The sequence below is a fragment of the Bradyrhizobium sp. genome (assembly GCF_049586575.1).
Taxonomy (GTDB): Bacteria; Pseudomonadota; Alphaproteobacteria; order Rhizobiales; family Xanthobacteraceae; genus Bradyrhizobium.
Window position 1 is genome coordinate 1 of the sequence record NZ_JBAVCF010000209.1, and the last position, 12,175, is coordinate 12,175.

Here is a 12,175-nt window from a genome sequence, read left to right on the forward strand (position 1 = left end):
CGTCCATGCCGCGATGACATCGGCGACGTAGAGCGCGTCCTGGCGGTTGCTCAACAGATGGTCCGCGCCCGCCAGTGAGATAAAGCTCTTGGGATGTTTGGCCGCAACGAAGATGCGGGTCGCATTATCGATCCCGACGGTATCGTCGGACGGTGCATGCATGACCAGCAACGCCTTGTTTAGTCCGGCGATGTGCCCCATCAGGTTGTGTTCGGCAACGTCGTCGAGGAATTCGCGCTTGACCGTGAACGGCCGGCCGGCGAGGGATACTTCCGCCCGGCCTTCCTTTCGGATTTTCTCGATTGACTCCGCAAAATGGCCGGTAACATGCGCGGGATCGGATGGAGCGGCGATGGTGACGACCGCCGTGGCATCGGGAATCTCGTGCGCCGCGGCCAGCACGGCGGCGCCGCCGAGGCTGTGGCCGATCAGAAGTGCTGGCGCTTCGTAGGTCTTGCGCAGGTGGTCGGCTGCCCGCACGAGATCGGCGACATTGGAGGAGAAGGTCGAATTGGCGAAGTCGCCTTCGCTTGAACCAAGGCCGGTGAAATCGAACCGCAGCACCGCGATGCCTTTTGCGGAGAGCGCGACCGCGATCCGCTTGGCGGCCAATCCATCCTTGCCGCAGGTGAAGCAATGCGCAAACAGCGCGTAGGCGCGGATCTCTCCTTCCGGCGTGTCCAGTGCGGCGGCCAGTTGCTGGCCCTCCGAGCCCGTAAACTGAAATCGTTCGGTGGGCATGGGCGTCTCCGTACTTGAGAAGCGTCAGCTCCTTAGAAAGAAGTGACGCCCCTGGAAAGCGTTCTATTCGTGGCGATGCATCGCCGATTCGCGCTTGGTATCTCGCATGGTTGCGTAAATGATGAGTGACGCGAGAATAATGCCGGACAGATAATAGTAGAACCATTGCTCGTGGCCCAGGCTCTTGAAATAGAGCGCAATCGCTGGCGCAGTACCGCCAAAGATCGAGACCGTGATCGAATATGGGATGCCGACGCCCATCGCGCGAACCTTGGTCGGAAACAGCTCGGCCTTCACGACCGCGTTGATCGACGTATAGCCCGCCGTAAAGATCCAGGCGGCGCAGATCAGCAGGAACGCCATCAGCGGCGACTTGCTGGCCTTCAATGCGGTCAGGATCGGCACGGTGGCGAGCGTTCCGGCGACGCCGAAAAAGATCAGAAGCGGCTTGCGGCCGATCCGGTCGGACAAAGCGCCGTAGATCGGTTGCAGGAAGGTCGCAAAGATCAGCGAGCCGAAGATCACAAAGGTGGTCTGGTCTTCCGTGAGGCCGACCGACAATTTGACGAAGGTCTGCATATAGGTGGTGAAGGTGTAGAAAGCCGCGGTGCCGCCGGCGGTGAGACCTACCACGAGCAGAAGTTCGCGCGGATATTGCAGCAGGCCAAGGATAGAGCCGGTCGGTTTGACGGTCCGGCTCGCTTCCTCGAACGCCTCCGTCTCGTGCAGGTTGCGCCGCATCACCGCGGCAAATATCGCCAGCAGGGCGCCGATCACGAAGGGAATCCGCCAGCCCCACGCTTTCAATTCCGCGGGCGTGAGGAAAACCTTCTGCAAGAGCAGGAGGACGATGATGGCGGTAAGCTGGCCGCCGATCAGCGTGACGTACTGGAAACTTGAATAGAAGCCGCGGTGCTTGGCGTCGGCGACTTCGCTGAGATAAGTCGCGCTGGCGCCGTACTCGCCGCCGAGGCTGAGGCCTTCGATGACGCGCGCCAAAGCGAGGACGGCGGGCGCGGCCAGTCCAATCGAAGCGTAGGTCGGCGTGACTGCGATGATCAGCGAGCCGAAGCACATGCAGACGACGGAAAGCGTCAGCGACAGCCGCCGCCCGTAATGGTCGGCGATATAGCCGAACAGCCAGCCGCCGAGGGGACGCATCAGGAAGGTGGCGGCGAACAGCACGGCTGCATTGAGCTGTTGCACCACCGGATCGCGGTTGGGGAAGAAGGCCGGCGCAAAATACAGCGCGAAAGCCGTATAGGCATAGAAGTCGTACCATTCGACGAGATTGCCGACGGAGCCGATGAAGATGGCCTTCACCCGGCGCTCGACGTCGTGAACGTCGAGGCGATCGTCGACGCTCACGCGCGCTGCTTGGTCAGTCACGTTGGCCCCCCAGAGAGTTTTTTAAAGAGGAAAAGAGGTGCGCTCAGGCCTTCGTAAACAGTATCGGAAGTTGCCGCGGCCCGCGCACCGTGCCTTCCGACCAGGTGACCTTGCCGGCTGCGTCGAGCCTGAAATCGGGAATCCGCTTGAGCCATTCCTCGATCGCAACCGTCATCTCCATGCGCGCGAGGTTTGAGCCGATGCAGCGGTGAATCCCGAGCCCAAACGCAGCATGCGGGTTTTGCTTGCGGTCGATCACGACCTTGTCGGCATCGGGAAACATGGCCGGATCGCGGTTGGCGGCGGGAAACGACAAGAGCAGCATGTTCCCGGGCTTGACCGGACAACCGGCGATCTCGGTCTCCTTCATGACCTCGCGCGCCATCGTAACCGGCGCGTAAGCGCGCAGGAACTCCTCGATGGCTGCCGGAAGCAGTTCCGGATCGGCGAGCAGGCGCTCGCGGTCGGCGGGTATCCTTGCGAGGTGCCAGAGCGACGAGCCGATGGCGCTCCAGGTGGTGTCGATGCCGGCGATCAACAGCAGCCGCAAGGTGCCCTGCACATGGAGGTCGGACAGCGGCTGGCCGTCCTTGTCGCGCGCGTTCATCAATGTCGTGATCAGGTCGTCGGTCGGCTCTTTCTTGCGGCGTTCGATATGGCCGGCAAAGTAGGCGATCATTTCCTGGACGGCCTTCATCAAGATGGCCTGATCCTTGATGCCAAGTTCCAGGATCTCGTGAATCCACTTGATGAAGCGGTCGCCGTCGGCTTCGGGAATGCCGAGCATATGCGCGATCGCCCGAACCGGGATATGCCGGCTGTAACGGGCCGCGGCATCGCATCGGCCATCATTGATGAAGCCGTCGATCAGTTCGTTGCAGATGGCGCGGACCCGCGGCTCAAGTTTCTTGATCGCATCGGGCGTGAATGACGGCAGCAGCAATTGCTTGGCCGGCTTGTGTTCCGGCGGATCGGACGTGATCGGTGGCGCAGGAATGGTTTGTGGCCTCACATCGCGCACGACGACGCGGCGTGAGGAAAAATGTTCAGTGTCGTAGGCGACCTGCTTCACCGCGTCGAAGGTGGTGGGCATGTAGCAGCCGAGAAAGCGCTCGGTATGAACCACCGGACTTGTTGCGCGAAGCTGTTCCCAGATCGGGTAGGGGTTTTCGGTCCAGCGCGGATCGGTGTGATCGAAATCGTTAATCCAATCGGTAACGGGGGCATGATCCGACATGCGGCAATTCCTCTTGGTCAGTAAAGTCGAACGACTCGGCGAATAGTCTATTCCTCGATGACGTCGATCGCGAGTTCGGGACAATTGGATTGCGCGAGCCACGCTTTGTCTTCCAGCCCCGCCGGCACCGTGCCGTCGCCGACTTCATGCGCGTTACCGAATGTATCGAGCTTGAACAGTTCAGGAGCGAGCGAATTGCAGCGGGCATGCCCCTGGCATTTGTCTTGATCGACGCGAACTCGCAGCCTCGCTGGCATTCAGATTCCTCTCCTCGGTTGCGCCTTCCAAAAATTGGCGCGCTCGTTCTCTTGAAGGCGATTATAGCGGGCTATGTGCTGTTCGCCAGCGCCTAAATCGCCGAATTGCAACGTGAATCTTCCGCCAGTGGAATTTATCGCGGTGCAGCTTTGGGGTCGATCGGGGTGGTGCCGCGTAAGCCGAGAATATCCTCCAGGACTTTGGCCCCCGCAAGCAATTGCGCCTCGCCTCGTGACGGTGCCACCATTTGCAATCCGACCGGCAGCCCCGAAGCGGTAAATCCGCACGGCAAGGAGAGGGCAGGACAGCAGGCCAGCGTGATGGCATACACAATGCCAAGCCATTCGAAATAGCTGTCGAACTTCTTCCCGGCGCATTCGGCAACATAGCGGTTCTCGATCGGGAACGGCGCGACAATAGTGGCTGGTGTCAGCAGTAAATCGTAACTCTTGAAGAACTCGAGCGTGCGCGTCACCATCGCGACGCGCTGAGCCTCGGCGCGCTCGAGCTGATCGACGGATAGTTTCAACCCCTCCTCGATGTTCCAGATCACTTCCGGCTTGAGATATTCGCGTTTGCTGCGCAACAGCGCGGCCTTGGTGATCGCGAAGTCGAAAGCGCGCAGCACATGGAAACATTCATGGGCTTCGCGTAGATCGGGATGGGCTTCCTCGACGATGACGCCGGCCTCGGCGAAACGAGAAGCCGCCTGGCGCGTGATGGCGGCGACCTCGGGATCGACCGGGGTGATGCCGAGATCGGGCGAATAGGCGACCCGCTTGGGGCGCTTGCCGGAACGTGCGGCAGACAGAAACGATGTCGGCAGGCGGGGCAGGGACAGCAGATCGGCGGGATGTTCGCCGCTCATGGCGTCGAGAAAGAGCGCGATATCCTCAACATTGCGAGCCATTGGCCCGTGGACCGTGAGGTTGCGATCGATCTTGAAAGCCGGACTATGCGGCACGCGGCCGATGCTCGGGCGCATTCCCACGATGCCGCAGAAGCTGGCGGGGTTGCGCAGCGAGCCGCCCATGTCGGTACCGTGGGCGAGCCACGCCATGCCGGTGGCGAGTGCAACCGCTGCGCCGCCGGAGGAGCCCGCGGCGGAGCGCGACAGATCCCAGGGGTTGAGGGTCGGTCCGAAGATCTCGTTGAAGGTGTTGGCGCCGGCGCCGAATTCCGGCGTGTTGGATTTGGCGTAAATGACGCCGCCATTAGTCTCGATCAGTTCGACCAGGATGTCGGAGCTCGCGGGAACATTATCCCTGTAGATCGGCGAGCCCTGTGTGGTCTTGACGCCCGCGACGTTGGTGAGGTCCTTGATCGGAACAGGAAGACCAGCAAGCAAGCCACGCTTGGCAGCCGGCTTTTGCATCAGCGCTTTCGCGTGGCTCCGCGCGCGATCGAAGCACAGGGTCGGCAGGGCGTTTGTCTTGCCGTCGACCTCGGCGATCCGTTTCTCAAGCGCATCCAACAGGTCAAGTGGTGTGACGTCACCGGAATGGAGTTGGTCGACGATCGCGCACGCCGTCGATCGTGTCAGCGCCTGGTCAGATGGCATTCCTATTCCCCGCTCCATTGGACTTTTCGGTAGCGGATTGTGTAGCCCTGTAAAACATCTTACGACAAGGCCGAAACGTCAGGCATTCGTTTTCGGAGCAAAGGTATGATCACGCCGTTCGATGCGCCGGATTGGCGCAGCCTGAGCCAGGAGGCTCTCGACAGCGGCCTCAACAACTCTCTGGCGGTTACCGGCGGCGCCGACATGGTCGCGGGCTGGGAACGGCACTCAGCAGAGCTGCGCGCGCGGCATTCTCAACATCTCGATCTCCGATACGGTCCGCGCGAACGCAACCGGATCGATTTTCTCAAAGCCGCCGAAAAGGCGCCGACCTTGCTCTTCATCCATGGCGGCTATTGGCAGACGCGGGCCAAAGAAGCGTTTTCGCTGTTTGCCACCGGTCCAATGGCGCACGGCATCAATGTCGCTTTGATCGGCTATACGCTCGCGCCCGATGCCACGCTCGACCAGATTGTCGCGGAAGTTCACGCCGGGATCGATTTTCTCACCAGCCAACTGCCGACTCTCGGTGCCGACGCCAACCGGCTCGTGGCTTCGGGCTGGTCCGCCGGTGGTCACCTGACGGCGATGGCGATGATGAATTCCAACATCAAAGGCGGCGTGGCGATCAGCGGCATCTACGACCTCGAGCCGATCCGCCACTCTTACCTCAACATCAAGCTCGGGCTCGATGAGGCGATGTCTCGCCGCAACTCGCCGATGGCGCTGCCCGAAGGTCCCATGAAGCCTTTATCGCTCGTGGTGGGCGATGCTGAGCTGCCGCTGTTGCGCAAGCAGACCGCCGATTTCGCCGGCCACCGCGCCCGGTATGGCTTGCCGGTCACGTACGAGGAAATTCCCGGCGCCAACCATTTCTCCATCATGGATGAACTCGCCTCGCCTTCCGGCCGGATCACGACGCTGATCCGGCACGTGTTGGAACGGGTTTAAGGCTAGCCCCAACCCGCCGCGATGCCGCCGTCCACCGTGAAGATCACGCCGGAAGTATAGGCGGAGCGGTCAGAGGCGAGGAACGCCATCAGGTCGCCGATCTCCCGCGGATGGGAGGGGCGGCCGAGCGGCAGGCCCTTCTGAAACTCCTTGTAACGGCTTTCGTCACCGAACTGGTTTTTGGCACGGGTTTTTAGAAGCGTGACATGGCGGTCGGTGCCGACCGGGCCGGGATTAATTCCCACGACGCGGATATTATCGGCGAGACTCTTGCTGCCGAGCGCGCGGGTGAACGACATGATCGCGGCGTTGCCGGTGCTGCCGCAGATATAGTTGGCGTCGAATTTCTCGCCGGCCACGCCAATGTCGTTGACGATGACCCCGCCGCCGCGCGCCTTCATCTGTGCGTAGATCGCCCGCGTGATGTTGATATAGCCGAACACCTTCAGCTCCCAGGCATGACGCCAGGTCGCTTCGTCGATCTTGTCGATCGAGCCGCCGGGGATGTCGCCGGCATTGTTGACGAGAATGTCGATGTCGGCGGCCTCTTTCACAAGCCGCTTGATGTCTTCCGGCTTGCGCAAGTCTACCACGGTGGTGGCGGCGTCGATCTGATACGTCGAGCGCAGACGCTCCGCCAGCGCTTTGAGCTGATCGCCGCTGCGGGCGGCAAGCAGCAGGTGGGCGCCTTCCTCGGCAAAGGCTTCGGCGGCAGCCGCGCCGATACCCTTCGAGGCGCCGGTGATGAGGACGCGTTTGCCGCGCAGATGAAGGTCCATGGGATTCTCGCTAGATGAGGGATATTTGAAGGGGTGAGGCGGATTCCACTTAGGCCGGAGCAATCCAGACGGTCAACATTGCAGTGCAGCGTTGCGCGCCAGCAGAGTTTGGTCCATTGCAATCCCAACACGAAATCGCTTTACCAGAGCGGTCCCAGCCCGAAGGATTTTCTTGATGAGTAGCGAAAAAAAGCAATACCGGATTGCCGTCATTCCCGGCGATGGGATCGGCAAGGAGGTAGTGCCGGAGGGCTTGCGCGTCATTGAGACGGCGGCGAAAAAACACGGCGTGGCCCTGCATTTCGATCATTTCGATTTTGCCTCCTATGACTATTACGAGAAGCACGGCCAGATGATGCCGGACGACTGGAAGGACCAGATCGGCAAGCACGATGCGATCTATTTCGGTGCGGTTGGCTGGCCCGCGAAGATTCCCGATCACATTTCGTTGTGGGGCTCGCTGATCAAGTTCCGCAGGGAGTTCGACCAGTACGCCAATCTCCGCCCGGTGCGGCTGATGCCCGGCGTGCCGTCGCCGCTCGCGGGCCGCAAGCCCGGCGATATCGATTTCTGGGTGGTGCGGGAAAATACCGAGGGCGAATATTCGTCCGTGGGCGGCCGAATGTTCCCGGACACTGACCGTGAGTTCGTCACGCAGCAAACGGTGATGAGCCGGATCGGCGTCGACCGCATCCTGAAGTTTGCGTTCGAACTCGCCGCGTCCCGGCCAAAAATGCATCTGACCTCGGCGACGAAATCCAACGGCATCTCCATCACCATGCCCTATTGGGACGAGCGCGTGGAGGCGATGGCCAAGAACTATCCCAAGGTGAAGTGGGATAAATATCATATCGATATTCTGACCGCGAACTTCGTGCTGCATCCGGACTGGTTCGACGTGGTGGTCGGCTCGAACCTGTTCGGCGACATCCTGAGCGATCTGGGACCGGCCTGCACCGGCACCATCGGCATCGCGCCGTCAGGCAACATCAATCCGGAAGGCGATTATCCCAGCGTGTTCGAACCGGTGCATGGTTCGGCGCCTGACATCGCCGGCCAGGGCATTGCCAACCCGATCGGCATGATCTGGTCGGGCGCGATGATGCTGGAGCATCTCGGCGAGAAGCAAGCCGCTCAAGCTATCGTCACGGCCATCGAGCGCACGCTCGGAGAACGCACGCTGCGCACCCGCGATCTCGGCGGCAATGCCGACACGACGGCTTGCGGCAAGGCGGTCGCGGAGATGGTGGAGTAAGACGCTTCGCCATCGTCGTCCTTGCGAAAGCAGGAGACCCATAGCCACCGATATCTGTTGTCGTGTCGGTGAGCGTCCCAACCTTGCGCAACAGCGCAGCCCGGTGGTTATGCGTCCCGGCTTGCGCTTCGCTTGGCCGGGACGACGAGATGGAGGTTTCATCTCAGCCCTTCGCAATTCTTCGGCAGTGCTCCCACGCCGCGTGGATCAGATTTTCGCTTGCTTCGGGCGTACGGAACGCCGAGTGCGCCGATAGCGTCACGTTGGGGATCTTGGTGAGCGGGTGATTGGCCGGGAGCGGCTCGGTGTTGAACACGTCGAGCCCGGCATGGCGGATGTGGCCTGACTTCAGCGCCTCGATCATCGCGGCCTCGTCGACCATGGCGGCGCGCGCGGTGTTGACGAGGATGACACCCGGTTTCATGGCGTTGATGCGTTCGCGCGACAGAAAGCCGCGCGTTTCGTCGTTGAGCAGAAGATGCAGTGAGACCACGTCGCTTTGCGCAAGCAGCGCATCGAGGGAGACGAATTCGACGCCGGCGAATTGCTTCGGCGAGCGGTTCCAGGCGATGACCTTCATGCCGCTGCCGAGCGCAATTCGCGCGGCTTCTGCGGCAATGCCGCCAAAGCCGATCAGGCCAAGCGTCTTGCCGGTGAGCTGCATGCCGTCTTCGCGCAGCCAATTGCCGACGCGCATCTCGCGGTCCATTTTTGCGACGCCGCGCGCGGCCGCCCACATCAGCGCAATCGCGCATTCGGCCACGGCTGTGTCGCCGTAGCCCTTGATCAGGTGAACGGCGATGCCGAGTTCGGCGAGCTCTTCTGGGTTCATGTAGCTGCGCGCGCCGGTACCCAGAAACACCACATGCTTGAGGCCGTTGCAGCGTCGCGCGATATCGGTCGGCAGGGAAGTATGGTCGATGACGACGATCTCGGCGCCGTCGAGCAAAGCAGGGATCTGATCGGACGCGATGTCGGCGTTGCGGTTGACCCGCACGGCCGGGTCGCCGGCCCTGTTCTGGCGCTCGAAAATATCCGCAAGCGACCCGTTGGCATCGACGAAAACCCCGCGCACGGCAATCTCCCTTTGCTTTTAGAATTCTGCCACCGTCACGAAGCGACACCGGCGAGCGCCAGCACGGTGTGCATCAGAACGTTGGCGCCGGCGGTGCAGTCGGCTTGCGTGGCGTCCTCGAGTTCGTTGTGGCTGACCCCATCCTTGCAGGGCACGAATACCATCGCGGCCGGAATCTTTGTATTGAGATTGCAGGCGTCGTGACCCGCGCCTGACGTGATGCGGCGATGGGAGAAACCGAGTTTCTTGGCGGCGTCTTCCACCGCATTGACGAATTTTGGATCGAAATGGGTCGGCGGTTTGCGCCAGACCAGATCGAGCGTTACCTCGACCTTGCGGCGGGTAGAAATTTCCTTGATGGCCGCCCGCAATCCGGCGTCGAGCGCCTCCATGATCGCAGCGTCGGCGCTGCGGCAATCGACGGTGAAGGCGATTTCGCCGGGAATGACGTTGCGCGACGGATTGGCGATGACGGCTTCGCCGACGGTGCCGACCGCTTTGGGCCCGTGCTTCCTGGCTGTTGCTTCCATCGCCAGAACGATTTCGGATAAGGTAGCGAGCGCGTCGCGTCGAAGCGGCATCGGGGTTGTGCCGGCATGACTTTCGAAACCCGTGATCTTGCCGTCGTACCACAACACGCCCTGGCCGGAATCGACGACGCCGATGGTCTTGCTTTCTGCTTCCAGGATCGGCCCCTGTTCGATGTGCAGTTCGACAAAGCCAGAGAGTTTCTGGAAGCCCACCGGATTTTCGCCGCGATAACCGATGCTGTCCAGCGCCTCGGCAACGCTGACACCTTCCGCATCCTTGCGCGACAGGATGTCGTCGGTGGTGAAATCGCCGACATAAGCGGCAGATGCCATCATCGCCGGCGCAAAGCGCGAGCCTTCCTCGTTGGTCCAGTTGACGATGCAGATCGGCAGCTCGGTCTCGATCCCGGCGTCGTTGAGCGTGCGGACCACTTCGAGCGCGGCCAGGGTCCCGAGCACGCCGTCGTACTTTCCGCCGGTCGGTTGCGTGTCCAGATGCGAACCGAGCCCGATCGGCGGCTTGGACATGTCGCGGCCCTTGCGCAAGGCAAACATCGAGCCCAGCGCATCGACATGAACTTCAAGGCCTGCGGCTTCGCAGGCCTTTCGGAACCAGTCGCGTACCAGCTTGTCCTCGGGCCCCAGCGTCAGCCGCCGCACGCCGCCCTTTGGCGTGGCGCCGAACTTCGCGGTTTCGTGAATCGTGCCCCACAGCCTGGCGGAGTCGATTTGCAGGTTGGATGCGACAGGGGTCATGATCTTTGTCCAGGGATGATAGCGCGGAGAATTAGTGGCGCGCCCGCCGTGGCACGTCAACAATGGAGGGCTCGATGACCGCGGCGCTGCCTTGTGCAATTTTGGCGGCGAGATTGGCGCAAGGCGTATCTGGGGCTGTGATCGACACACATGTGATCCTCAGGATGAGGTCCGTGTATGCGGCGAATGCTCCGGCAACACCACCCCAAATGTCTCAGTTAAATCCGCGACCTGCGCCGGCGTAAGGTAACGCGGATTAAGCCCTCGCAAGAGCAAATAAAGCTTTGCCGTCTCCTCGAGTTCCTCGACCGCAAAGACGGCCGCTTCCAGCGTGTCGCCGGAAACCACGGGCCCGTGATTGGCGAGCAGTACCGACGAATATTTTCCGGCGAGTCCCTTGATCGCGTCCGCAACCGCCGGGTCGCCAGGCCGGTAATAGGGCACGAGCGCGGTTGCGCCGCATTTCATCAGATAATAGGCCGTCATCGGCGGCAGCGCCGCGCGCGGGTCGATCTCGGGGAGCATCGAGAGCGCGACCGAATGCGTCGAATGCAGATGCACGACCGCGCGGGCCGGCGCGCGGGTCTGATACAGCGCTGTGTGCAGCGATACTTCCTTGGTCGGAGCGTCGCCGGAGCGTAGCCGGCCGGCCGCGTCGAGCCGCGACAGCCGCGCCGGGTCGAGGAAGCCGAGCGAGGCGTTCGTCGGTGTGACCAGCCAGCCGCCGTCGTCGAGTTTGACCGAAATATTGCCGGAGGAACCCGGCGTCAGGCCGCGCTCGAACAGCGATCGGCCGAGGCTGCAGATTTCCTCGCGGGTTTTTGCTTCGCTCATGGCTGCGTTCCTGTTTCCGCCTTGTCTCATGCTTTGGCAGCACGGCCAAGCCGTGATACGCAGGGGATAAATTTGGAAAACTCAAGGGAAACGCCGCATGTCCTCCTCCGCCAAACCGCGCGTCGCCGTGATCGGGCTGGGCTCGATGGGTTTTGGCATGGCGACCTCGCTTCGCCGCGCCGGTTTTGGCGTCACGGGCTGCGATGTTTCGGCTGATGCCGTTAGCCGGTTCGTGTCTGAAGGCGGGCAGCGCGCCACGACCCCGGCCGAGGCCGCCAAGGACGCCGAGATCGTCGTCAGCGTGGTCGTCAACGCGGTCCAGACCGAAGGCATTTTGTTCGGCAAGGACGGCGTTGCCGAAACGCTCGCCAAGGACGCCGTGTTCATTTCCTCCGCGACGATGGACCCGGACATCGCAAGGCGGCTTGCAAAACAACTCGAGGCAACCGGGCGGCACTATCTCGATGCACCGATCTCAGGCGGCGCGCAGCGCGCGGCACAGGGCGAATTGACGATCCTGGCCTCCGGCAGTGCGGCCGCCTTCGCCAAGGCGCGGCCGGCGCTCGATGCGATGGCTGCCAAGCTCTACGAGCTCGGCGATGCCGCAGGCCAGGGCGCGGCTTTCAAGATGATCAACCAGCTTCTCGCCGGCGTTCACATCGCCGCGGCCTCCGAGGCTATCGCGTTTGCCGCCAAGCAGGGCCTCGATATCCGAAAAGTATACGAGGTGATCACGGCATCCGCCGGCAATTCCTGGATGTTCGAGAACCGCATTCCCCACGTGCTCGACGGCGACTATACCCCGCGCA

Annotated in this window: 12 protein-coding genes; 3 read left to right on the forward strand and 9 right to left on the reverse strand. The window is 61.9% G+C overall.

Annotated elements, in window-relative coordinates; translation table 11 throughout:
- From WB528_RS08005 to WB528_RS08025, 5 genes are all read right to left on the reverse strand, one after another.
- Nucleotides 1-741 (reverse strand): alpha/beta hydrolase family protein (locus tag WB528_RS08005; RefSeq protein WP_423887878.1); only part of this gene is annotated, 741 nt, incomplete at its 3' end.
- A 63-nt stretch (nucleotides 742-804) separates the two neighbouring features.
- The gene (locus WB528_RS08010) at nucleotides 805-2,130 is read right to left on the reverse strand and encodes an MFS transporter (RefSeq protein ID WP_423887879.1); all 1,326 of its coding nucleotides are present in this window, start codon (nucleotides 2,128-2,130) and stop codon (nucleotides 805-807) included.
- Between the two features lie 43 nt (nucleotides 2,131-2,173).
- Nucleotides 2,174-3,367: a cytochrome P450 gene (locus tag WB528_RS08015; protein ID WP_423887881.1), complete on the reverse strand. Its 1,194-nt coding sequence runs from the start codon at nucleotides 3,365-3,367 to the stop codon at nucleotides 2,174-2,176.
- 47 nt (nucleotides 3,368-3,414) lie between these two features.
- Nucleotides 3,415-3,624 (reverse strand): ferredoxin, encoded by a 210-nt coding sequence (locus WB528_RS08020; RefSeq protein WP_423887882.1) that lies wholly within the window; start codon nucleotides 3,622-3,624, stop codon nucleotides 3,415-3,417.
- 134 nt (nucleotides 3,625-3,758) lie between these two features.
- Nucleotides 3,759-5,186 carry an amidase gene (locus tag WB528_RS08025; RefSeq protein WP_423887883.1) on the reverse strand — a complete coding sequence of 476 codons (1,428 nt, stop codon included), beginning with the start codon at nucleotides 5,184-5,186 and terminating at the stop codon, nucleotides 3,759-3,761.
- Between the two features lie 105 nt (nucleotides 5,187-5,291).
- Between WB528_RS08025 and WB528_RS08030 the strand changes: the two genes are divergently transcribed.
- Complete coding sequence (locus tag WB528_RS08030; RefSeq protein ID WP_423887884.1) at nucleotides 5,292-6,137, forward strand: alpha/beta hydrolase; 846 nt, start codon at nucleotides 5,292-5,294, stop codon at nucleotides 6,135-6,137.
- Between the two features lie 2 nt (nucleotides 6,138-6,139).
- Here WB528_RS08030 and WB528_RS08035 read toward each other — a convergent pair whose 3' ends face one another.
- Nucleotides 6,140-6,916: an SDR family oxidoreductase gene (locus WB528_RS08035; RefSeq protein WP_423887885.1), complete on the reverse strand. Its 777-nt coding sequence runs from the start codon at nucleotides 6,914-6,916 to the stop codon at nucleotides 6,140-6,142.
- 175 nt (nucleotides 6,917-7,091) lie between these two features.
- Between WB528_RS08035 and WB528_RS08040 the strand changes: the two genes are divergently transcribed.
- Entirely contained in the window at nucleotides 7,092-8,171 is a 1,080-nt protein-coding gene (locus WB528_RS08040; protein WP_423887886.1) for a tartrate dehydrogenase, read from the forward strand.
- Nucleotides 8,172-8,334: 163 nt separating this feature from the next.
- On the opposite strand, the gene WB528_RS08045 is transcribed toward WB528_RS08040, so the two are convergent.
- From WB528_RS08045 to WB528_RS08055, 3 genes are all read right to left on the reverse strand, one after another.
- Nucleotides 8,335-9,246 (reverse strand): NAD(P)-dependent oxidoreductase, encoded by a 912-nt coding sequence (locus WB528_RS08045; protein ID WP_423887887.1) that lies wholly within the window; start codon nucleotides 9,244-9,246, stop codon nucleotides 8,335-8,337.
- 35 nt (nucleotides 9,247-9,281) lie between these two features.
- Nucleotides 9,282-10,532 carry a Zn-dependent hydrolase gene (locus WB528_RS08050; protein WP_423887888.1) on the reverse strand — a complete coding sequence of 417 codons (1,251 nt, stop codon included), beginning with the start codon at nucleotides 10,530-10,532 and terminating at the stop codon, nucleotides 9,282-9,284.
- A 159-nt stretch (nucleotides 10,533-10,691) separates the two neighbouring features.
- Nucleotides 10,692-11,366, reverse strand: coding sequence for an aldolase (locus WB528_RS08055; RefSeq protein ID WP_423887889.1), 675 nt, complete (start codon nucleotides 11,364-11,366; stop codon nucleotides 10,692-10,694).
- A gap of 97 nt (nucleotides 11,367-11,463) precedes the next feature.
- Between WB528_RS08055 and ltnD the strand changes: the two genes are divergently transcribed.
- Nucleotides 11,464-12,175, forward strand: a 712-nt coding sequence (ltnD, locus tag WB528_RS08060) for an L-threonate dehydrogenase (RefSeq protein WP_423887890.1), incomplete at its 3' end; no start/stop codon positions are given.